This is a genomic window from Methanobacteriaceae archaeon (assembly GCA_029219465.1).
GTDB lineage: Archaea > Methanobacteriota > Methanobacteria > Methanobacteriales > Methanobacteriaceae > Methanocatella.
In genome coordinates, this window is record JAQXTL010000003.1 from 86,229 (window position 1) to 108,411 (window position 22,183).

Genomic DNA, 22,183 nt, shown 5'->3' on the forward strand with positions numbered 1-22,183 from the left:
TTAAAAATTTCTAATAATTAAGTAATTACTAAATTAAAGGACAAATAATATGTTTAAATCCAATAGATATGACGATGAAACATTAAAACACCTGCAAGAAGTTCAAATTGAAATCTTCAAATATTTCACCAAAGTATGCGAAGAAAATGATATAACTTATTTTATGTATGCTGGAAGTCTTCTTGGAACCATAAGACATGAAGGTTTCATCCCATGGGACGATGATATTGACGTAATCATGTTTAGAGAGGACTTTGAGAAGTTAAATGCAGTTTTTGAAAAAGAAATTGATGATAAATACAACTTTTTTAATGTTTTAAACGAAAAGACATATCACTACACATGGGGCAGATTAACACTTAAAGATACATTATTTAAAGAATGGTGGGCAGATCAGGTAGATTACACACCAAATATCTTTTTGGACATTTTTATTTTGGATAATATTCCTGATAACAAGTACAAATGGTTTATTCAAAAATGGAAAAGCTTTGCACTTAACCAGATGACTATTTATTCTCTTATCAAATATAGAAACGAATCCAGATTAAAAGAAATAATCCAGCAGATGGCTTATTATTTCTTAAAAATACTTCCTGTTTCTTCTACTACTATTAAAAGAAAATGTGTTGAGTCATTTTCAAAATATAAAGATGAAAAGTGTGAAAGAGTTTGTGATTTTCCGTCTGAATTTTTAATGCCTGTTTCAAACAGAAGCGATTGGGTGCCTGCTAAAAAAGCTAAATTTGAAGGTCTTGAAGTCAGTATTCCAAATAACTATGATAAGATATTGACTATGGATTTTAATGATTATATGCAGCTTCCACCTGAAGAATCCAGATTTAATCCTGCTCCTGAAGAAATTGACTTTGGAGAATACTAAATAGCTGATAATATGAAAACAAAAAAAGAAAGAATATTTTATTATGATTTTTTAAGAGCATTTGCTATTATTGCAGTTATCATATGTCACGTTGATCACTTTTTTGGTCCACTTGTAGGTACAACACAAATTGTAGCACAAATGACCTTCCATGATATTGGAAGAATAGGTGTTCCTATATTTTTAATGATAAGTGGTGCTCTTATTTTAAACAGACCATATCCAGATTTAACAGAATTTTTAAAAAAGAGATTTACAAGAATTATTTATCCGTTTATATTCTGGATTATCCTAATTTTAGCTCAATTACAATATTACAGATATAATGAGGCATTTTTATGGAATACATTTATTGGAGAACCTTCAATTACATGGTATTTCTGGGTTTTAATCGGAATTTATTTATTCTTACCTGTTCTTAACTCATTTGTCAAAGAATATGGTGAAAGCGGTTTAAAATACTTTTTAAGCATCTGGTTTATCTTGATGATTTTAAAAACATTTAATGCATATCCTTTATGGACCAACTTTGATTTAAGCTATTTTGCAGGTTATGTAGGATATCCTGTTTTAGGTTATTATTTAGCAAATAAAGAGTTTAAAATAAGTGATTCCAAAGTATGTCTACTTGGATTAATAACATTGATTGCATCATTAAGCGTATTTGTTTATTTAAACTACTTCAATAGCCCATACATCAGTATGATTTATCAAAATGTTCCAATTATATTTATGGGAACCGGATTATTCTTGTTTGTTAAATATCTTGATAAATTAAACAAATTTAACTCAATTAAGGATAATTTCATTGGAAAAGCAATTATCTCTCTAAGTGTGTGCAGTTACGGAATGTACTTCTCACATGTATTAGTGGTTAAATTCCTCTCATACTACAATCCACATTCCCATTTAATGTTTCCGGTGATGTTTGTTTTAATAATATTTCTTTCATGGCTATTACCATATGTTTTAAGCAAAATACCTTATGTAAAAACATTTAGTGGACTTTAAAATCCACTAATTACTTATTTTTTAAAAATAGCTTCAGCCATTATAATATCAAAAGGACGAGTTATTTTGAAGTTTCCCTGATTACCTGGGAATAATTTAATATCAGCATTTCTTAAATGGAATAAAACCATTGCTTCATCTAATTTAGCTATTTCCTCGTCAGATAAATCTTCATAGATTTCAAGGAATTTGTCAATGTTAAATGACTGTGGTGTTTGAGCATGACATAAATATTTTCTTAATGGAACATCAGTTAGTTTTCCATCTTCTTTTGATTCGAATATTACATCTGTAGCTGGTATTACAGCACTTGCAGCACCAACTTCAATTGCATATTTTATACTATCTTCAATTAGCTTTTCTGATACAAATATCCTTGATGCATCGTGAGTTACCAAAATAGAGTCATCTTCGCAGTTTTGATCTTTCATATAATAAATTGAGTTTAAAATAGTGTCGTTTCTTGTTTTTCCACCTTCAATAACAACAATTCTATCATTTTGCGGGAAATATTCCTCAATTAAGTTTTTTGTTTTGTCAATACACTCTTTTGGAGAAGATACAATAATTTTATCAAGTTCATCAACATTTAAGAATGTTTCAACTGAGTGAACTAAAATCGGTTTGTTGTTAATATTAACAAATTGTTTTGGCTTTCCCTGTTTTAATCTGGAACCTACGCCTCCAGCAAGCATTGCTGCACAAATCATTAAACTACCTCACTATAATTTATCCCAAAATTTATTAAATGCTTCTTTTGGATTTATTCTATCAATAATTACATCATAAGCAAAATCAACTGTTGCACAATCAATATTGTGCTTTTTACACAAGTCTTTCATTATTACAATTGTGTTTTTTCCTTCAAAAAGAATTCCTGATGCTTCCTCATCAATTACTATTTTTTGACCGTACAACACACCTAATGTATGGTTTCTACTTACAGTAAGTGTTGAAGCAGTAATAATGTCTCCAAATCCGCAGTAGTCATCTACTGTTTTTCTGCTACCGCCAAATTTTTCAATTATGTCTTTTGTTTCATTATAGGTTTTTGTAAATACTGAAAAGCGTGCGTTATCGTTTATTTTCATTCCTTCACAGATTCCCTGAGATATTGCAATTACATTTTTTATAATACCACAATACTCAACACCAATAACGTCAGTGCTTGCAGAAACCTTAAATTTAGGAGTTGAAAGTGCTTTTTTAACTTTATCAAGGTATTGTTCATCTTCACATGCAATTGAAGCTGATGAAAATGTTCTTTCAACCATTTCTGCTGCAATATTTGGTCCGGATAAAACACATGCAGGTCTTCCAATTTCTTCTTTTATAACTTCACTCATTCTTTTTTGAGATTGTTTTTCAAGACCTTTTGCTGTATTTACCAAAACACAGTCAGGAGAAATAATATCTTTTAAAGAGCGTGTGACTTCACGCATTTTAGAAGAAGGAATAGTTAAAAAGATGACTTCAGCATCTTTCAAGTCATTTAAATCATTTGTTGCAAAGATATTGTCTTCAAGGCGAATATTTGGGAAATATTCTCTGTTAAAATGAGTTTCATTTATTGAATCGACAACTTCTTTGCGTCTTGCATACAATAAAACTTTTTTAGTATTATCGCAGACTGTCTGGGAAATTGCACTTCCCATAGCGCCTGCACCAACAACACCTATATTTGAAAACATGATTTAATATTTAAATTATTTAATATAAAAAATTAATACTTACCGAAATCAAGAACATCCGGTGCAGCATTATATCTTTTTTCTACAGGTGGAATTTCCATATAATCTCCGTATATTTGAGTTAAAAGTTTATCATAGTTTTTAGGAATTCTAACTTCAAAATCTTCAAATTTAGCTTTAAGTGCAGGTTCAAAATCATCTCTATCATATGCCATGTATCCTGCAAGGTTAAAGCAGTCAACAACCCTGTTTGTTTTCTTATTATTAAAAAAGGTCATTACTTTGGTCAATACCTTTTTCCAGAAGCTTTTGTTGATTGGAATAATATTTAAGAAGTGATATGCTGCGTGGTGCATTTTAGTTCTAAATTTAGTGTACATATCCATTTTAATACAGGAATTAATAACAAACTGGTAAAAGAATACGTATGCAAAATGGTGTAATTTACCTATAAAATCACTATCTGGAATATTGTCAAGTACAAATAAGTCAATGTTGATTCCAAGGTCATATTCCACATAATCAGTGTACCAGCGGCTGAAAGTAGTGTCTTTAAGAGAGATTTTTGCAAAAGATCCAAAACAGTCATCAATATAATTCATTTGGATAAGGTCATATTTGTCTGACAATTCTTCTTTTAAAATATCAAGGGATTTGTCAAAGTCTTCTCTAAATAAGATAATATCAATGTCATCATCCCAAGGAATGAAACCTTCATGTCTTATGGTTCCGATAAGAGAACCACCATACATATAGTATTTTAAATCATGTTTATCCAATACTTTTACAACATCTTTGAGAATCATTAGTTCTACTTCTTGGAGATGTTTAATCTCGTCATCACTATACTTTCTAAATTCACCTGCGACCATATAATGTAATCTATTAAAAATATTATTTAACTATATAGATTGAAAAAATAGCTTTTCTTTTTTTAATATTAAAAATTAACAAATAATATAAACCAATTAAAACAAAATATATAACATTATAAATTAATGAAGGTAATTTAAAATGTCAAAACCCGTTGTTGCAATAACAAGACCTAAAGACAGAGCAAAAAAGGCTTGTGAAATTGTAGAAAAATTAGGTGGAGAAGCTTTTTTAGCACCTACACTTGATTTAAAACCTGTTAACAGTGATTCATTAAAAGAATTGGTTAAAAGAAAAGATGAACTTGACTGGATTGTTTTTACCTCTCCAACCACTATTGATTCTTTTAATAAGTTTTATCCTGATTTTTTAGGTAGTTTAACTTGTAAATTAGCTGTTATTGGAAATAAAACCGGAAAACTTGCTGAAGAAAATGGTTTAAAAGTTGATTTGATTCCTGAAGATTTTACAGCAGAAGGCTTAATCGAGGAATTTAGAAAACGCAATATTACAAACCAGTTTATTGGAATTCCAAGAACACTTTCTGCAAGACCTGTTCTTCCAGAAGAACTAGAAAAAATGGGAAATACTGTGCTTTTAGCAGAAGCTTACAAATCACTTTTCCCGATGGACGAAGACAGTATAAAAGAATTGATTTTAAAAATTGAAAATAAACAAATCGATGCAATTACATTTACAAGTCCTCTAACTGTTGAGAATTTCTTTGAAATAACAGATGACAAGGAAAAAATAGCTAAACTGTTATCTGAAAACTTGCTTACCGTTTGTATTGGTCCTATTACTGCTAAGGTTTTGAAAAAGTATAATGTTACCTACATTCACCCTGATACTTATACTGTTCCTGATATGATGGAATTATTGTTTGAAAAATGGAGGGAAATACATGGATGATAAAATAAGTATTATTTTACCTATTTTCAATGTTGGTGACCACTTAAAAGGTGGAATTGACTCACTTATCAACCAAACTATTGGAAATGAAAATTTAGAAATCATTATGGTTAATGATTGTTCAACTGACGGATCTGATAAGATTATTGATGAATATGCTGAAAAATACGACTGCTGTATTGCAATTCATCATGAAAAAAACAGTGGTGCAGCATACACTCCACGTAATACTGGTATTGATGCATGTACTGGTGATTATATAATGTTTTTAGACCCTGACGACAGATACACTCCAGATGCATGTGAAACATTATACCATGCTGCTAAGAAAAATGATGCGGATGTTGCATTTGGTCGTTTTAGAAGAATATTTGAGTATGGTGGAAAAGTTCAAAAATCCTACTCTCCATATATTGACAGTTTGGAAAAACATTATCCTGATGAAGAATTAGAAACTGCAAACTTCTTGGATGTTCCTGATTTTGTTTGGGATCATTTTGTTGAAAAATTCCTTTACGGAAAAACTTTAGAAGTTACATATCCAAGAGATTCCCCTCTAGATACAATTAAAGTTGACAATATTGAACAGGAACCGGATTTATTAAAAATGGCTCCTGCAGTATGGAGTAAAATCTATAAAAGAGAATTGATTATGGATAATGATTTACGTTTCCAACCTTTCGTTTCCGGAGACGACATGGCATTTTCACTTGAAGCTCTCTTAAAAGCTAAAGGAATTGTATTTTTAAACAATTTCCTGTGCTATGACTACTACATAAGAGATTTACCTGATGATAAATCTATTACCAACACTGTTAACGTCAGATTGCTTAATGAACTTATGGAATCATACATTTACTGCAGACAATGTACTGAAGGATTTTCCAAAGAAATCCAAACTGTTTCTGTAAATCCACACTTGCTTCACTGGACCAATTCCTGGAAACACTCTCCATTTACCAAAGACGAAAACAAATTATTGTTAAGCAAAGTAAACAAACTTAAAAGCATCCATAAAAGTGATTTGAAAACTAAAATGTTGTTAAGTTCCATTTCAACAGCAATCGAATCAAAAATTCAAATTCAAAAGGAGTAAAACAATGTCTGATTATAAATATGTAATTGTAGGTGCTGGACTTTCCGGTTTAACAATAGCTGAAAGAATAGCTAATGAATTAGATGAAAAGGTATTAATCATTGAAAAACGTAACCACATCGGAGGTAATGTCTATGATTTCTACCAGGACGACATTTTAATCCAAAAGTACGGACCTCACATTTACCATACCAATGAAAAAAAGGTTCACGATTACTTATCCCAGTTTACCGAATGGAGCGAATACGTACACAGAGTATTAAGCTTTGTTGACGGTAAACTCGTACCAATGCCAATTTGTATTGATACTTTAAATAAATTATATAATCTTGATTTAGATGAAGATTCCATGAAAGAATGGATTGACGAACACAAAGAGGATATTGATGAGATTAAATCCTCTGAAGATGTTGTTTTAAAAAATGCTGGTCGTGACATCTACAACAAGTTATTTAAGAATTATACTGAAAAACAGTGGGGAACTTCAGCAGCTAACTTAAGCCCTAGTGTTATTTCAAGAATTCCATTTAGATTCAACCATGATGACAGATACTTTGGTGATACCTATCAGGGAATGCCAAAGGAAGGATTTACCAAAATGTGTGAAAACATGGTAAAATCTGACAATATTGATATTAAACTCAATACTGATTATAAAGATTGTATTGGTGATATTGATTATGAAAAATTAATTTACACCGGACCAATCGACTACTTCTACAATTACAAGTACGGAGAATTATTATACCGTTGTTTAAACTTCGTTTATGAAATTTTAGACGAAGATTCATATCAGGAAGTTGGTGTTGTTAACTATCCAAATGACCCTTACTTTACAAGAATAACCGAGTTTAAAAAGTTAACACAACAAAAAGTCGACGGTAAAACTGCAATTATGAGAGAATACCCTGGATTTAACGGAGAAAAATGTTATCCATATCCGACCAAAGAATACTTGGATAAATTCGAATTATATGAAGCAGAAATGGAAAAAGAAGAACATGTGATTTTCGCAGGAAGACTTGCAAGATACAAATACTACAATATGGATTTAGTAGTTAAAGACGCATTGGAAATCTTTGAAAATGAAATCAAATAGGTGTTAATATGATTACAATCTGGCCACAATACTTAAACAGAAATTTAACCACAGGAGAAGGTCGTAAAATCTCACAGGAAGACTCAGTAAAAGACCCTACAATAAATGAAATTGAAAGAGCGCTTAAAAGACTTAACCTTACCTTTGAAATTGAAAAAGATAAGGCATATCCTGGAAAATGGTATGAAAAATCAGGGAGAGCTCTTGTTGAATGGGATAAAACCAAACTTGAATTAATAAGAGAAATTAGTTTAAAAATCAAAGACATTAGAAACTGATTATTATGCAAATACCACAATTAATGCACGAACAATACCTTGAAGCAAAAGATATGATTGAAAAGGCAAAAGACATTAAAGTCTATACTCATATTGACTGCGATGGTATTTGTTCCGGTGCAATTTTATCAACCATACTAGACAGACAAAACAAAGAACACGAAATTGAATTTGTTAATTTAGATGTCGTTGATGACATTGAACTTAATCATGAACTTACAATCTTTTCCGATTTAGGCTCCGGTCAGCGCGTTGACACAAAAGCCGTGAAAGGTCAAAAAATTCTTATTTTAGACCACCACCCGCCACTTAGAAGTCTTAATTACAAAGATGATAAAGATTACATGTATTTGGAAATCAATCCACTCCATCACGGCATTGACGGATCATACTATGTGTGCGGTGGGGGATTGTGCTATTTTCTTGCAAAGGAATTTGGATATAATGATTTAAGCTGGATTGGTTTATTATCTGCTATTGGAGATATGCAAAATACAAGATCAGGGTATTTTGAAGGTTTAAATGAAATAATCCAGCAGGATGCAATTGACGGTGGATATTTGGAGCTTAAAAAAGGAGATCTTAACATTTACGGAAGAAACACAAGACCACTATTTGTTGCTCTATCATACTTTAGTGATGTTAATCTTCCGATTACAAACAATACCAATGAAACTATGGCTATTTTAGAAGAGTTAGGTATTGATGAAAAGCATAACAGGAAAACATTAAGTGAACTAACAGATGCTGAAAAAGGAAAGCTTTTCCAACGTCTTATGTCAATGCTTACCAAAGTAGTTCCTGCAAGATATATTGAACATTTACCAAAATTAATCATTGGAGATTCCTACACTTTCCTAAAAGAGGACGACCACAGCTTTCTTAGAGATGGAAGTGAGTTTTCAACTGCTATGAATGCATGTGGAAGAAACCATCAGGAAAAAGTCGCACTTGAAGTATTAAAAGGAGACCGTATGCTTGCATTAGATGAACTTGAAAGTGTAAGTAAAATGCACAGAACAAACCTTGCAAAAGCAATAAGCAGTGTTGCAGAAAGTGATGAGAAAAACATTATTGAACTTGAAAACTTACAGTACTTTGACGGAACCGGAATTGCACCTGAAATTGTTGGAACAATCACTGGAATGATTTTAGGTTATTGTAACTGGAAAAAACCAATTATAGGATTTGCAAGAACTGAAGAAGGCCTTAAAGTGTCTCTTAGATGTTCCAGATTACTTTCATATGATGGAATTCACTTTGGAAACATTATCCGTGAAGTTGCTTCTTTGGTTGGTGGAACAGGTGGAGGTCACTCCATGGCATGTGGTGCATATATTCCAATTGAAAAGCAGGACGAATTTATTGAATTATTCAATAATAAATTAAATGGAAAATTGACAAATTAACATTTTTGTTTCAAAATATTAATCTTATATATTATAAACTACAATATATCAATTAATCAATTATGATTGAGGAATGAATTATGATGAAAACATTTAAAAAAAGAGGCGCATTAACTCATTTTCAGATTTTAAGTGAAATCTCAAAACAAGACCCTCACCTCAAACAAAAAGATTTGGCTAATAAATTAGGAATTACAATACAGGCTGTTTCAGAAAATATCAAAACCTTAATCGAATTGGGATATATCAGTTCCAAAGATGGAAGATCCCCATATAAAATAACTCAAAAAGGTATTGAAAAAGTAAAAAAAGACGCAATCAGTCTTAGAAAATACTCTGATTCTGTTCTTGAAACCATGAACCATTATAAAACCATCTGGCCAGCTATTGCTAAAGAAGACTTGAAAAAAGATGACTTAGTTGGTCTTTTTATGGAAAATGGTGTATTGTATGCTCATAAAAAAGAAGAAAATGCAACTGGTATTGTTTTAGAAGATACTTCTGCAAACTTAGATGTTGCATTAGCTAACCTTACCGGAATCATTGACGTAAGTGTTGGTGAAGTAACAATCATTAATGTTCCAACAATCAAAGACGGCGGTTCTAGAGCTTGCGATTTAGACTTAATTAAAAAAGTTTATGAAAAAGGAACAAACAGTGGTGAAAAATTCAATAAGATTGCATCAGCAGGTACTGTTTCACGTGCAATCATCAACAAATTAGATTTACCACTTGATATTGAATATGCTGCTCCAAATGCAACTGCTAATGCTGCTCGTAAAGGATTAAATGTCCTTGCAATTTGTGTTGGAGATATGAGCAAATCATTTACTCGCGAACTTGAAAGCGAAAAAATAAAATATAATATTATTGATGGGAAAAAATAATTAATTTTCCCTTACCATCTTTAACAAACCTGCAGCTAACTGCTGTGAGGTTATTTTTTTATTTGTGTTATTTTTAATTGCATTTACATAACACTCATCAACACCATCACGTTCAATGACATTGATTACCTTATCTAAAATCATCTTGTTTTTAATGTTTTCAACTTCTTTGTAGGAAGGAATCTCTTTTTGTGTGATTTTAGTGTTGTTTGCTTTTCTAATAGCTGCAAATCTTCTTGTTTCATCTCTGCATACTAAAGTAAATGCATATCCGACTTTACCTGCTCTTGCAGTTCTTCCTATTCTGTGAATATAGTTTTCAGGATTTTGTGGAACATCATAGTTGATAATTACATCCAAGTTGTCAACGTCCAATCCACGTGCAGCAACATCTGTTGCAACGAGAATGTCTATTTTTCCGTTTCTAAACTTATTCATTACTTTATCTCTCATTTTTTGAGTCATATCCCCGTGAAGACTGTCAACAGAATATCCTCTTTTTCTTAAGTGTTTTGCAACATAATCCACACCTTTTTTAGTGTTACAGAATATTAAAGCAAGTTCCACATCATAAACATCAAGAAGACGAGTCATATCATCAAATTTGTACTTGATATTACATTTAAATGAATATTGAGTAATTTTTGGAGTGTTTTTCTTGTTTGCTTTAACTTTGATGAATTTAGGATCTTTTTGATATTTTTTAGCTATTTTTTTAATCTCATCAGGCATTGTAGCTGAGAATAATAAAGTCTGTCTGTTTTTAGGAGTGTTTTTAAGGATAAACTCCATATCCTCTCTAAAACCCATATTTAGCATTTCATCTGCTTCATCCAAAACAACACTTTCAATACCAATTAAATCAAGGTTTCCTCTGTTGATATGATCAATTACACGCCCAGGAGTTCCAACAACAATATGAACACCTTTTTTAAGTACTCTTGTCTGTTTTCCTATTGGCTGGCCACCATAAACAGATAAAATTTTAAGTTTTTTAATATGTGAAGCTACTTTTGAAATTTCATCTGCAACCTGCATACATAATTCTCTTGTAGGGCATAAAACAATAGCTTGAGGTGATTTGTCTTCAATAAAAATCTTTTCAATAATTGGAATTGCAAATGCAACGGTTTTTCCAGAACCTGTTTGTGCCTGGCCCATCACATCGCGTCCTTTTAGAGATATAGGAATTGATTGTTCTTGAATGGGAGTTGCTTTTGTAAATCCCATCTTGTTTAATCCTTTTTTAACATTATCAGAAATATTTAGTTCATTAAAATTCATTACATTAATATTTAACCCGATAACTATTTAATAATTTAGATTAATGTAGATTGAACGGATTTTTGAGGAAAGTGATAAAGAAACTTATAGATTTCATCAAAATTATTTAAAATTCCATGCTCCTTTGTCCTGTATCGGAAAATATTCATCAGTTTTTGATTATCCGAACTGTTAATGGAATATTTGTTTCCAAATTCACGGATGTATTTATTCTTAAGACCTGGAAAATGCTCATCCAATTTTTCATAAAAGTATTCTCTGTCCCCATCTCTAAGAGTTACTCCCATATTATAGCACAAAATTCCTTTAACGTTTGCATCAATGCAGTAATCAATAATAGAATTGATATTTTTAGCAGTATCGTTGATATATGGTAAAATCGGACAAAGCCATACAATAGTTGGTATATTTTCCTCGTTTAGCTTTTTTAAGACTTCCACTCTTCTTGATGTAGGAGCTACATTTGGTTCTAGGATTTTACAAAGCTCATCATCTGCTGTTGTAAGTGTCATCTGAACAACAACTCTTGTTTTTTCATTGATTTTTTTAAGTAAATCAAGATCTCTTAAAATCAAATCTGACTTTGTAATGCATGTAAAACCAAATCCGTATCTGTAAATAAGTTCTAAGGATTTTCTTACATATTGAAGATGTTTTTCAAGTGGAATATATGGATCAGTCATAGCTCCTGTTCCAATCATTGCCTTTGGACGTTTAAGAAGTTCTTTTTTAAGAAGTTCAAGTGCATTTTGCTTAACTTCAATATCTTCAAAATCATGGTCCATATTATAGACATCGCTTCTTGAATCACAGTAAATGCAGCCGTGGGTGCATCCTCTATAAAGATTCATTCCATTTTTCGGTGACAGTATAGTTTTTGTATTTACGTAGTGCATAGTTTAATTTTTTATTTTGATAAGTTAAATAATTATACTCACAAAAACAGATAGTAAATTATGCTACAAAAAGACATTACACAATATTCAATTGGATATGAAATTAAAACACACCCTTCAATAAAAGGCATGCAAATTATTGAAGATAAAAACAATTTCCCGATTAGTTGGTTAAATAAGCAAGGTTATTGTGAATACCAGCTATATCTCGAACACATAAAACATATAGAAACACAAAGAACAAGACAAATGACAAAGGGAAGTGAAATTCACCAGCAGCTTGAAGATGAGTTTAAAAAAGATTCAACTCCAATAAGTTTTGATGATGCTTTTGAAATGTCTAAAAAAGAAGCATTAATATCCAGAGAATGTTTTGTAGTATCAGCAAAGTTTGGAATTAGAGGATTTATTGATGAGATATGGATGATGCCTGATGAAATTGTAATTATTGACGATAAACCCGGAAAAATACCATATGAATCTACAATGAACCAGGTAAGAGCATACTGTCTTGCATATAAAGATATGACTGGAGATAAAAGAAAAATCAAATCAGCACTACGCCAGAGGGCAACAGACAATATCTTCTGGAGCGAAGAATTTACAAAAGACGTTGAAAATCAGATTTTATTTACAATAAACAGAATTCACGGATTGTTTGAAGGAACAAAACCATTCGTACCTACTAAAAACCCGAATAAATGTCATTCCTGCAGATTCAAACACGACTGTGAACATGCAAAATAGATTACCATGAATAAAAAAGCAACCTTATTAATTATTTTTACATTAACAATAGCTCTTACATTGGCAAATGTTCTAATTAGTGAAGGTAATGGTGAAAAAAGCTTTCCAAAAACAATGTCGATTGGTAATAAAACAGTTACCTATGAAAAAGAGGGAAAATGCCTTGATGTAATTGATGGAAATACAATACAGGTTTATGGTGTTGGCAAAGTACAGCTAACACAAATTGGAAGCCCTACAAATGAGGCAAAGCAATTTGTTGAAGAAAAATGTCTTGGAAAAACAGTTTATTTAAATATTGATGACAAACAGCCAAAAGACGAATACAAAAGGACATTAGCTATTGTATATACAAATACAACAGACATTAATAAAGAGTTAATTGAAAATAACTTAGCAGAAATTTCCTATTTTACACCAAGTGAATTTAAAAAAGGAGAAATTTAATTTTCACCACCCCCATTTTGTGAGTGTGGAAAATAAAATTAGAATGATTGAAACAATCCTAAACATAATTAGTATAATCATAGAATTACTCAATCTCATAAACAAGTAGTTTGGATTTTCCAAACGTATAACTAATTTTAATCATTAACATATAAAAATTTTAGGATAAAATAATCATACAAAAAAAATTTCTAGATTAAACATTCACAAAACCACCAATATAACACAAATTGTCGATTACAATCGACAAAACTACTAATTTAATATAAATTGTAGAATACAATCGACAAAATAAATATAATCTGAAAAACACAGAATACAAAAGAAATCTTAAAAAAAATACCTAAAGATGTCTTAGCATGCAAAAATACTAAAAACAACAAATTTTTAGAAAAAAAGAGAAATTTAATAAAAAAAATTAATAAATGAGCTTAATTACGCTCACTAATAACAACGGTTTTTGAGATATTGCATAAGAACCTATCTTGTTTTAATAACTTACCAATAGCCCAGTCAAAAACGATAGGAATCCAGTAGATTTTACTTAAATTACGTACAATAGCCTGAGACCAGGATATTCTAGCTCCGTTTTTAGATCTAACTTGTAAGTACATTACTGCTTTACCAACAGTAGCACCTTTGAATTTTTCACATAATATAAAGTAAATTAATGTTAAAACTGGAACAACATATACTAAATACTGGAATACTGGACTGTTAACATCTAACATTAATGCTAAGAAATAAGATACAATCCACATTACTGCAGATAATACAAAAAAGTCAGCAATGTATGCAATTATTCTTTTTGAAAAAGTACTAGTCATATTTAATCACCTAACATACTCTAGGAACCGGATCAGCAATTGGTGCTTCAAGAATTCTTTCTCCACCGATAGGAGTGTTTACAACAACATAATCTCCTTCGACTACTTCACCGATTATTGCAGCATTTTCACCATATTTTTCACTTCTGATAGCTTCAAGGATTTCTTCAGCTTTATCGGCTTTTACACCCATAACAACTTTACCTTCGTTAGCTACTTCAAATGGATCAATACCTAACATTTCAGATACTGCGTGAACTTCTTCTCTAATTGGAATTGCTTCCTGTTCAAGAACTACTCCAACACCAGCTTTTGAAGCCATTTCATTAATTGCATTTGCAAATCCTCCACGGGTTGGGTCTTTCATTGCAGTAACTCCACCAATATCCAAAGCTTTTTTAATTATATTCCACATTGGAGCAACATCAGATTTCAAATCAGTTTCAAATCCAAAACCTTCTCTAAAAGACATTAAACTCATTCCATGGTCACCTAAACTACCGGTGACAATAATCTTGTCTCCTACTTCTAAAGTTGAATCACGAATAACTTCACCTTTTTTAGCTATTCCAATACCTGTTGTAACCATTACAATACCATCGATTTTGCCCTGAGGCATTACTTTGGTATCTCCAGTAATTACAGCAACATCAACTTCTTCACAGGTTTCGTTTAATGATTTAATAATTCTATCCAAATCTTCTATCGGGAATCCTTCCTGCATGATTATTGCATTTGAAATTGCAAGTGGACGTGCACCCATTACTGAAACATCATTTATTGTTCCTGCAGCAGAAATTCTACCAATATCTCCACCAGGGAAGAATAATGGATCAATAGTGTGTCCGTCAGTAGTTAAAACAATCTCATAATCATCGCCAAGAGGTATTGATGCACCATCATCCAATGCATCTAAACTAATACCACCGTTTACGCTTTTTTTAGTGATATTATCCAAAATTGTGCTAGCAATTAAATTTGCCATTACTTCTCCGCCAGCACCATGATTCATACTAATTTTATCGTCTGACATTTTATCTCCTAATTAATAAATAATTAATGAAATATTATTTGTAAAAACAAGTATATTAATATTAAGTTATAAAAAAATTGAAAAAAAAGAGAAATTTAAAGAAAAATCTTTAAATTAAAATTCCGTTAATAACACCGTCTTGACCAGGTCTAGATGTTACTTTAGCATTACCTTCAGCGGTTTCTACGATTGCACCTTTGGTAATGATGTTCCTTCTTACGTAGTTAGGGTTAGCAGAGTTTTCTACTACGTTGAGGATGTCTAAAACTTTGGTTTTACCATCAGCGTCAGTAACGTTGATTTTGTTACCAGTAGCTAATCTGAGTTTTTCGTTTCCACCACGGGTTCTGATTTTTCTTAATCTTTTTTCATCTAATCTGGTTTCTGCTGGGTCTCTTCCTAATTCGGATTTTCTTTTTCCACGGTTTGCAACGTTTCTTGCACCGGAAGGACTTCTAGTTGATTTTCCTTGAGAAATTGCCATTATTTCACCTAAATAAATATAATTATATAAATAATAATCGCTGTCAGTAAGTCTCTTTTCCAATTAAATTATCGGCAAGATAAATGATAATCCAATTTTGAGAGCAAAAAAGAGCCTTATTGAATAATGATAATAAAATATTACTTTATCATTATATATAAATGTTTTATTTTTAAGGCTAAAAATAGAAAAATTACTATTTATTTTTTAAAATAAATTCTTCAACCAGTTTATCGAAGTCTTCTTCAGAAAGTTCCTCATCTCCACTGGCATCAAGGATTTTTTGAATTTCATCAGATGAAACATCATCACCTAAAAGAGATATTAACAATTCTTTTAAGTCATCATCATCGATATATGGCTCTGTACTAGATTTTATATTGCCATCGTTATCCAAAACATAATAAGGAATGTCATAATCCATAAATTCCACCTATCTTACATATTCATAGTATACGATTCCGTATGGATCATCATCAAAATACCATTCATTTGGTAATGTGATTTCATCATCGTCATCGTCATCGCTTTCAAAATCCACATCAAATCCGTCAGCACCTTCAACCTGAACAACAATGTTTACTTCATCACCTAACTGTTCAAGGTCAATACCTAATTCTTCTAAATCTATTACTAATTCATCTTCATTAGCATCTTCAGGAATAACAATTACAATTTCATCAGGACTGACATTAATTTTTGGATCTTCCACGATATCAACTCCTATTAATAATATACATATTATATTATGTTATCCTATTTAAAATTTTAATAAAAGATAGTAACCCTAATAGTTACTATCAATTTCAAAGTTTAAAATTGGAATTTCAAATATGTTTCTGCATCTAAAAGAGCATATTCGTTTATCTTCAATAAACATTGAAAAATAAATACACATTGTGTTGCATTTGATGTTTATTTTAACATTTGAGTTTTCCAAAGTCTTTTTTGGTACGTTAAACACACTTGATGCATTATTTACATATATTGAGTTTGGATGGTTGTTTTTGTTTATTGCAAGAAATATTCCATCTGAAATATCAAAGTCACTACAAAAACCGTTTTCACCATCAATTTTACCAACAAATGTATCATTTATCTCATCATAGCTTGAAATCAATCTTTTTTTCATCATATCAAACCTCACTCATACTATATCAGATAAAACATATAAAAAACGTCAAAGAGCATTTGAAAACTAAATTAAAAACCAAATAAAAGCAATTTAATTATATTAAGTCCAAATAATTGATTTTAGTTATTAGAAAAGTATTATTAATAAGCTAAATCAAAATTTAGAATAGGTGTCAAAATTGGTTAGTGAGACAAAAGAACAATTAGAACTTGAAGCTGAAATCAAACAGCAAGCCCAAGTATTTCTAAAATACCTTAATTCCACACTTCCTGAAAGTATGGAGCTCGAATATGAAGGATTTTACAGAAGAGGCTTTTTTGTAAGTAAAAAAAGATATGCTGTAATTGAAGATGGTGAAATTATAGCAAAAGGATTGGAATTGGTTAGAAGAGACTGGGCACCTATTGTTAAAAAAACTCAGGAAGCTGTTTTAATGGCAATCCTAAAAGAAGGGGATTCCGATAAAGCAATCAGCGAAGTTAAAAAAGTTCTAAAAAAAATTAAAAAAGGAGATGTGGATAAAAAGGAAATGATTATTCACACACAAATCACCAAACCACTTGACCAGTACAAACAGGTTGGACCACATGTTATTGCTGCAAGAAAAATAGAAGAACACGGCATTAAAGTGACACGTGGGACAATTGTACAGTATATAATTACAAAAGGAAAAGGATCTATTAGTCAGCGTGCTGTTCCTTACGAATATAGTGAAGGATATGCATATGACAAGGATTATTATATTAATAATCAACTAATACCAGCTATTGAAAGAATTATGTATTCATTTGGATATACAAAACAGGACCTTGAAGATATGGCAAAAGGTGAAGTCCAGCAAAGTCTTGATGCATTTTTCTAAAAATATACTCTTTTTTTAATTATTCTTTCTTATTTTTTAATTTTATCCATTAAATTTATTGTTTTTTGTTCTAAGTTAAATAAAATCAATGTTTTTAGATTAGATAACTTTTTATAATTTATTATATTATATAATAAGCATTCTAACATAGAATTGTTAATTGATATAAATAATTACCTTAAAACATTATTTCATATTATTTAACCCTTTTATAAGATAATTCAAGGTAAATTTTACTCAATATTTTATTTTCATAATGTTTTAACCTTATTTTTAAAAAATAAACTCATTTAAAGTGATTTAGTGAATAAAAAGGTTTATATAAGGATTTCACTATAAATATATTTCAAGTAAGACTTTAGTCTTGCTATTTATTAAAACAAGATTATTATGGAGGTAAAATTATTTTGAAAAAACAATTATCATTTGCTTTTTTAATTGCATTAACAGTAATTTTGGCTGTTGGTGTAGCATCAGCAAGTGATGTAAATGTTACAGATTCAAACCATATGAATTCAATAGATGATTCCATAAGTGTTGATAATTATGCACTTTCTGCAACTAATGAAGTGGTTGTTGATTCTGTAGACTCAAATAATTTATCTAACCCAGATAAAGAATTCTCAGCAGACACTGTCTTGACAAATGACAGACCAATTGAACAAAGTGTCTCTTCTGAGAATTTAACTAAGTATTACAAAGGAAGCGAAAGCCATAAAGCTACATTTTATGATAACGAAGGAAATCCATTAGCTAATACTCAAATTAGCTTTACAATAAAATGCAGCTCATTTACAAAAACATACAATAAGTTAACTGACGCAAATGGTGTTGCTTCTATAGGTATTGGCCTTAATCCGGGAACTTATCAAATTATTTCAAGCAACCCGATTACAGGATATGATTTAACCACTACATGTGCAGTTTTATCAACAATTGACGCTACTGACATTACCAAAGTTGCAGCAGATGCTAGAAAATTCTATGCTACTTTCTTAAAAGCTGACGGTAGTGCATTAGCCAATACAGACGTAAAATTCAAAGTAAACGGAAAAACATACACTGCTAAAACCAATGCAAATGGTGTAGCTGGTCTTAGCGTAAGTTTCTTAAAAGCTGGAAATTACAAAATTATTTCATACAATATTGACGGATTAACTAAAACCAACAATATTAAAGTAATTTCTTCAACAACATCCCAGCTCATTACAAATAATTACACTTTCAGTGATACTGAAAAGAAAATTATTAAAGTAACCTTACTTAATGGGTTAGGATATGCACCAAATGCAGGAAAAACTATTAAATTAACAATTAATGGTGTAACATACTCTGCTAAAACTGACAGTAACGGAGTAGCATCATTTACATTACCAGACACACTTGCTGCAGGAAAATACACTGCAAAATACACTTTTGCTGGAAACAGTTACTATTCCCCATCAAGTGCTACAGATACTGTAATTATCAAAGAAGGTAATTCTGAATTAACAGTTACAAGCCCCACTAAATTCGTTAAAGGTGCAGGAGAATCTTTAAAAGTTACTTTAACTTCTGAAGGCGTTCCTTTAGCAGGTAAAAATGTTATATTCAAACTTGGTACAAAAGAATACACCAGAGTTACTGACAGCAACGGAGTAGCATCCTTACCAATCGGATTAAACATTGGGAAATACACATTCTACTTCCAATTCGCAGGTGAAGGAGATATATCCCCTTGTTCTGCATCAGTACAAATTGAAGTTGTAGCGGTACCTATGAGGGATTCAGAAATCACTGTTACAAGTCCAACTACATTCAAAAAAGGTGCAGGAGAATCTTTAAAAGTTACTTTAACTTCTGAAGGCGTTCCTTTAGCAGGTAAAAATGTTATATTCAAACTTGGTACAAAAGAATATGTTAGAGTTACTGACAGCAACGGAGTAGCATCCTTACCAATCGGATTAAACATTGGAAAATATACTTTCTACTTTAGCTTTGCAGGAGAAGGAAACATTGCACCTTGTTCTACATCAGTACAAATTGAAGTTATAGATAAAGCTTCTTCAGTATCTATTGAAGAAATTTTAACTGCAGCAGAAGAATTAAAAGCATTAATTGATGCAAAACAACCAATTCCAGATACTATCAAAGTTGGCGGATTTAGTTACTCTAATGCTCAATTCTTATACATGATGAGTGAAGCTGTAAGAAATATTAATGCTGGAAAAACTTCACAGGATGTTATCCCAATAGCTGTTAAAGCTCCTGAAAATCCAAGAAGTGATTACAGACAAGGTGTTCTCAGTACTACCGATTATGTGGATATTGCAAACAGACTCAGCAATTTCATGGTTAACTATAAACAAGCTCCAAACTATGCTAGTACAAAAATAGGAGATATGGGACATAATGCATTAGTTGAATTATTCGCATCTATCTTATCTGATTACAAAGCAACCGGAGAATTACCTAACCCGATTATTGTTGGAAAGAACATCACATCCCAGTTAACTGTATCAAGTGGAACTACTTTCATTAAAGAAGGAGGTCAACCATTTAAAGTTACTTTAACTGGTGAAGGACTTCCATTAGCTGGAAAAGAAGTAATATTCAAAATCGGTTCTTCAACATACAATAAAATAACCGACAGTAACGGTGTTGCAACCTTAGCAATCGAATTAAAATATGTTGGAGAATACAATGTAACCTTTGAATACGCAGGAGAAATCGGTATTTACCCATGTTCCGGATCAGTTATTATTAAAGTTGTTGATACTCCATCAACTGCTGTATCTATCTCAGATATTTTAACTGCAGCAGAAAAATTAAAAGAAATCATTGATGCACAACAACAAATTCCTAAAACAATTACTGTTGGAGACAAAACATTTACAAACGCACAGTTCTTGTACTTAATGACTGAAGCTGTAAAATATATCTATGCTGGTGAAACTACAAAAGATATTGAGCCTATAACTGTTAAAGCTCCTTCAAACCCAAGTAGTTCATACAACTATGGTACTATTGAAACTGAAGAATACATTGATATTGCAAACAGACTCAGCAATTATATGGTTAACAACAAACAGGCTCCAAACTATGTTAAATCTGATTTAGGAAACCTCGAACACGGTATTTCATTGGAGTTATTTGCATGTATTTTATCTGATTACAAAGCTAAAGGTGTTTTACCATCTACAATAATCATGGACGATGAAATCTATCCGGCTTCTGATACTCCGGCTAGTGAATTATCCATTAAAAACATTATTTTAGGTGCTAACAAGATAAAAGCATACTATGCAACTTACCACAAGTTACCAAATACTGTTACTGTAGCTGGATCTACATTTAAATTAGTTGATTTCATTTACTTAATGACTCATGCAATCGGTCAAATCGAAAGCGGTAACTTCAGTGACATTAGTGTCATTACCAATATTACCGAACCTGCAAATAAGACTGCAGGAGATTACTTCGATTCAGTATCATTATCTAAAACAAACTACTTGAAATTAGCAGCTAATATTGAAAAATGTATTTTAGACTACAACAAAGCTCCAGGATATGCTTCATCCACAATCGGTAAAATCTGTTACCTTGAATATGTTGATGCACTTGCACGTATCTTAGCATATTACGGAAACAATAACGCTTTACCGTCTGCAGTAGTTATTGATTATCCTGACCCTACTGTTGTACCTAGCCCAGCAGGTAAAGGTTTAAATCAGAAAAACACTGAAACTGACTTGACCAAATATCTCATACCAACTATGAACTGTCAAGTTGACAATGCAAAAATCAAAACTATTGTAGCTAAAGTTACTGCAGGTTTAACTTCTGTAAAAGACCAGGCAACAGCAATCTACAACTATGTAAGAGATTATATTGATTATGCATTTTATTATAATACTAAACATGGTGCTGTTGGTACTTTAGAAGTAGGATCTGGAAACTGTGTTGATCAGGCACACTTGTTAGTTGCAATGCTTAGAACAGCAGATATCCCTGCAAGATACGTTCACGGAACATGTACCTTCTCAAGTGGTTCTACTTACGGTCACGTATGGGTTCAAGTATTAGTTGGAGATATCTGGTATGTTATCGACCCAACAAGTTCAAGAAATTCATTTGGAAAAATTGCAAATTGGAATACAAACACATTTACTTTACACACAATCACAAATGAGATTACATTCTAATTTCATTTTTTCTTTTTTTCTTTTTTTGAGGATGTGACACGAAGTCACAATTTTTTCTAATTTTAATTGTTTTATTTTTCTTTAATTTTATATACTATGAAGTACAATCGTTTATTATAGATATTAATATTTATGGTTGTTTTAT

General features: G+C 31.2%; 23 protein-coding genes. 12 read left to right on the forward strand and 11 right to left on the reverse strand.

Annotated elements, in window-relative coordinates:
• The first annotated feature begins 49 nt into the window (after nt 1-49).
• Together PUD86_01380 and PUD86_01385 are read left to right on the forward strand one after the other, a co-directional pair.
• On the forward strand, nt 50-883 hold the full coding sequence (locus PUD86_01380; protein MDD6775936.1) for a LicD family protein: 834 nt from the start codon (nt 50-52) through the stop codon (nt 881-883).
• A gap of 12 nt (nt 884-895) precedes the next feature.
• The gene (locus PUD86_01385) at nt 896-1,894 is read left to right on the forward strand and encodes an acyltransferase (GenBank protein ID MDD6775937.1); all 999 of its coding nucleotides are present in this window, start codon (nt 896-898) and stop codon (nt 1,892-1,894) included.
• Between the two features lie 14 nt (nt 1,895-1,908).
• On the opposite strand, the gene PUD86_01390 is transcribed toward PUD86_01385, so the two are convergent.
• The 3 genes from PUD86_01390 to PUD86_01400 are packed head-to-tail and all read right to left on the reverse strand — an operon-like array spanning nt 1,909 to nt 4,457.
• Nucleotides 1,909-2,604 carry a 2-C-methyl-D-erythritol 4-phosphate cytidylyltransferase gene (locus tag PUD86_01390; protein MDD6775938.1) on the reverse strand — a complete coding sequence of 232 codons (696 nt, stop codon included), beginning with the start codon at nt 2,602-2,604 and terminating at the stop codon, nt 1,909-1,911.
• 12 nt (nt 2,605-2,616) lie between these two features.
• Nucleotides 2,617-3,585 (reverse strand): NAD(P)H-dependent glycerol-3-phosphate dehydrogenase, encoded by a 969-nt coding sequence (locus tag PUD86_01395; GenBank protein MDD6775939.1) that lies wholly within the window; start codon nt 3,583-3,585, stop codon nt 2,617-2,619.
• Nucleotides 3,586-3,617: 32 nt separating this feature from the next.
• Nucleotides 3,618-4,457 (reverse strand): LicD family protein, encoded by an 840-nt coding sequence (locus tag PUD86_01400; protein ID MDD6775940.1) that lies wholly within the window; start codon nt 4,455-4,457, stop codon nt 3,618-3,620.
• Between the two features lie 142 nt (nt 4,458-4,599).
• Here PUD86_01400 and PUD86_01405 point away from each other — a divergent pair, with 142 nt between their 5' ends.
• From PUD86_01405 to PUD86_01430, 6 genes are all read left to right on the forward strand, one after another.
• The gene (locus PUD86_01405) at nt 4,600-5,370 is read left to right on the forward strand and encodes a uroporphyrinogen-III synthase (GenBank protein ID MDD6775941.1); all 771 of its coding nucleotides are present in this window, start codon (nt 4,600-4,602) and stop codon (nt 5,368-5,370) included.
• A complete protein-coding gene (locus PUD86_01410) occupies nt 5,363-6,466 on the forward strand; it encodes a glycosyltransferase (GenBank protein MDD6775942.1) in 1,104 nt (367 codons plus the stop codon). The genes PUD86_01405 and PUD86_01410 overlap by 8 nt, the downstream gene beginning before the upstream one ends.
• Nucleotides 6,467-6,470: 4 nt before the next feature.
• The gene (gene glf / locus PUD86_01415) at nt 6,471-7,565 is read left to right on the forward strand and encodes a UDP-galactopyranose mutase (protein MDD6775943.1); all 1,095 of its coding nucleotides are present in this window, start codon (nt 6,471-6,473) and stop codon (nt 7,563-7,565) included.
• 8 nt (nt 7,566-7,573) lie between these two features.
• The gene (locus tag PUD86_01420) at nt 7,574-7,843 is read left to right on the forward strand and encodes a signal recognition particle subunit SRP19/SEC65 family protein (protein ID MDD6775944.1); all 270 of its coding nucleotides are present in this window, start codon (nt 7,574-7,576) and stop codon (nt 7,841-7,843) included.
• Nucleotides 7,844-7,845: 2 nt separating this feature from the next.
• Entirely contained in the window at nt 7,846-9,252 is a 1,407-nt protein-coding gene (gene recJ, locus PUD86_01425; GenBank protein ID MDD6775945.1) for a single-stranded-DNA-specific exonuclease RecJ, read from the forward strand.
• Between the two features lie 83 nt (nt 9,253-9,335).
• On the forward strand, nt 9,336-10,139 hold the full coding sequence (locus PUD86_01430; GenBank protein MDD6775946.1) for a winged helix-turn-helix transcriptional regulator: 804 nt from the start codon (nt 9,336-9,338) through the stop codon (nt 10,137-10,139).
• Here the strand turns inward: PUD86_01430 and PUD86_01435 are convergent, their stop codons facing one another.
• Complete coding sequence (locus tag PUD86_01435) at nt 10,140-11,423, reverse strand: DEAD/DEAH box helicase (GenBank protein MDD6775947.1); 1,284 nt, start codon at nt 11,421-11,423, stop codon at nt 10,140-10,142. It abuts the gene before it with no gap.
• Between the two features lie 35 nt (nt 11,424-11,458).
• Nucleotides 11,459-12,274 carry a radical SAM protein gene (locus tag PUD86_01440; protein ID MDD6775948.1) on the reverse strand — a complete coding sequence of 272 codons (816 nt, stop codon included), beginning with the start codon at nt 12,272-12,274 and terminating at the stop codon, nt 11,459-11,461.
• A 105-nt stretch (nt 12,275-12,379) separates the two neighbouring features.
• On the opposite strand from PUD86_01440, the gene PUD86_01445 reads away from it, so the two are divergent.
• Both PUD86_01445 and PUD86_01450 read left to right on the forward strand, forming a co-directional pair.
• Nucleotides 12,380-13,066, forward strand: coding sequence for a Dna2/Cas4 domain-containing protein (locus PUD86_01445; GenBank protein MDD6775949.1), 687 nt, complete (start codon nt 12,380-12,382; stop codon nt 13,064-13,066).
• 6 nt (nt 13,067-13,072) lie between these two features.
• Nucleotides 13,073-13,513, forward strand: coding sequence for a thermonuclease family protein (locus PUD86_01450; GenBank protein MDD6775950.1), 441 nt, complete (start codon nt 13,073-13,075; stop codon nt 13,511-13,513).
• Nucleotides 13,514-13,944: 431 nt separating this feature from the next.
• Here the strand turns inward: PUD86_01450 and PUD86_01455 are convergent, their stop codons facing one another.
• The 6 genes from PUD86_01455 to PUD86_01480 form a co-directional block, all read right to left on the reverse strand.
• Nucleotides 13,945-14,340 carry an RDD family protein gene (locus tag PUD86_01455; protein ID MDD6775951.1) on the reverse strand — a complete coding sequence of 132 codons (396 nt, stop codon included), beginning with the start codon at nt 14,338-14,340 and terminating at the stop codon, nt 13,945-13,947.
• Between the two features lie 10 nt (nt 14,341-14,350).
• The gene (gene hypE / locus PUD86_01460) at nt 14,351-15,373 is read right to left on the reverse strand and encodes a hydrogenase expression/formation protein HypE (protein MDD6775952.1); all 1,023 of its coding nucleotides are present in this window, start codon (nt 15,371-15,373) and stop codon (nt 14,351-14,353) included.
• Between the two features lie 109 nt (nt 15,374-15,482).
• Complete coding sequence (locus PUD86_01465) at nt 15,483-15,857, reverse strand: 30S ribosomal protein S8e (protein ID MDD6775953.1); 375 nt, start codon at nt 15,855-15,857, stop codon at nt 15,483-15,485.
• Between the two features lie 196 nt (nt 15,858-16,053).
• Complete coding sequence (locus tag PUD86_01470; GenBank protein MDD6775954.1) at nt 16,054-16,281, reverse strand: hypothetical protein; 228 nt, start codon at nt 16,279-16,281, stop codon at nt 16,054-16,056.
• 9 nt (nt 16,282-16,290) lie between these two features.
• Complete coding sequence (locus PUD86_01475) at nt 16,291-16,569, reverse strand: hypothetical protein (protein MDD6775955.1); 279 nt, start codon at nt 16,567-16,569, stop codon at nt 16,291-16,293.
• A gap of 75 nt (nt 16,570-16,644) precedes the next feature.
• A complete protein-coding gene (locus PUD86_01480; protein ID MDD6775956.1) occupies nt 16,645-16,992 on the reverse strand; it encodes a hypothetical protein in 348 nt (115 codons plus the stop codon).
• Between the two features lie 178 nt (nt 16,993-17,170).
• Here PUD86_01480 and PUD86_01485 point away from each other — a divergent pair, with 178 nt between their 5' ends.
• Together PUD86_01485 and PUD86_01490 are read left to right on the forward strand one after the other, a co-directional pair.
• Nucleotides 17,171-17,854, forward strand: a complete 684-nt coding sequence (locus tag PUD86_01485; protein MDD6775957.1) for a DNA polymerase domain-containing protein — start codon at nt 17,171-17,173, stop codon at nt 17,852-17,854.
• A 407-nt stretch (nt 17,855-18,261) separates the two neighbouring features.
• Nucleotides 18,262-22,038: a transglutaminase domain-containing protein gene (locus PUD86_01490; protein MDD6775958.1), complete on the forward strand. Its 3,777-nt coding sequence runs from the start codon at nt 18,262-18,264 to the stop codon at nt 22,036-22,038.
• The last annotated feature ends 145 nt before the right edge of the window (nt 22,039-22,183 follow it).

Excerpts from the sequence above, each read along its gene's own strand:
- PUD86_01440 (MDD6775948.1), bottom strand. The coding sequence starts at position 12,274 with ATGAATCTTTATAGAGGATGCACCCACGGCTGCATTTACTGTGATTCA.
- PUD86_01390 (MDD6775938.1), bottom strand. The coding sequence starts at position 2,604 with ATGATTTGTGCAGCAATGCTTGCTGGAGGCGTAGGTTCCAGATTAAAA.
- PUD86_01385 (MDD6775937.1), top strand. The coding sequence starts at position 896 with ATGAAAACAAAAAAAGAAAGAATATTTTATTATGATTTTTTAAGAGCA.
- PUD86_01445 (MDD6775949.1), top strand. The coding sequence starts at position 12,380 with ATGCTACAAAAAGACATTACACAATATTCAATTGGATATGAAATTAAA.
- PUD86_01450 (MDD6775950.1), top strand. The coding sequence starts at position 13,073 with ATGAATAAAAAAGCAACCTTATTAATTATTTTTACATTAACAATAGCT.
- hypE (MDD6775952.1), bottom strand. The coding sequence starts at position 15,373 with ATGTCAGACGATAAAATTAGTATGAATCATGGTGCTGGCGGAGAAGTA.
- PUD86_01405 (MDD6775941.1), top strand. The coding sequence starts at position 4,600 with ATGTCAAAACCCGTTGTTGCAATAACAAGACCTAAAGACAGAGCAAAA.
- PUD86_01420 (MDD6775944.1), top strand. The coding sequence starts at position 7,574 with ATGATTACAATCTGGCCACAATACTTAAACAGAAATTTAACCACAGGA.
- PUD86_01400 (MDD6775940.1), bottom strand. The coding sequence starts at position 4,457 with ATGGTCGCAGGTGAATTTAGAAAGTATAGTGATGACGAGATTAAACAT.
- PUD86_01455 (MDD6775951.1), bottom strand. The coding sequence starts at position 14,340 with ATGACTAGTACTTTTTCAAAAAGAATAATTGCATACATTGCTGACTTT.
- PUD86_01430 (MDD6775946.1), top strand. The coding sequence starts at position 9,336 with ATGAAAACATTTAAAAAAAGAGGCGCATTAACTCATTTTCAGATTTTA.
- PUD86_01410 (MDD6775942.1), top strand. The coding sequence starts at position 5,363 with ATGGATGATAAAATAAGTATTATTTTACCTATTTTCAATGTTGGTGAC.
- PUD86_01470 (MDD6775954.1), bottom strand. The coding sequence starts at position 16,281 with ATGGATTATGACATTCCTTATTATGTTTTGGATAACGATGGCAATATA.
- PUD86_01395 (MDD6775939.1), bottom strand. The coding sequence starts at position 3,585 with ATGTTTTCAAATATAGGTGTTGTTGGTGCAGGCGCTATGGGAAGTGCA.
- PUD86_01435 (MDD6775947.1), bottom strand. The coding sequence starts at position 11,423 with ATGAATTTTAATGAACTAAATATTTCTGATAATGTTAAAAAAGGATTA.
- PUD86_01380 (MDD6775936.1), top strand. The coding sequence starts at position 50 with ATGTTTAAATCCAATAGATATGACGATGAAACATTAAAACACCTGCAA.
- PUD86_01480 (MDD6775956.1), bottom strand. The coding sequence starts at position 16,992 with ATGATGAAAAAAAGATTGATTTCAAGCTATGATGAGATAAATGATACA.
- glf (MDD6775943.1), top strand. The coding sequence starts at position 6,471 with ATGTCTGATTATAAATATGTAATTGTAGGTGCTGGACTTTCCGGTTTA.
- PUD86_01465 (MDD6775953.1), bottom strand. The coding sequence starts at position 15,857 with ATGGCAATTTCTCAAGGAAAATCAACTAGAAGTCCTTCCGGTGCAAGA.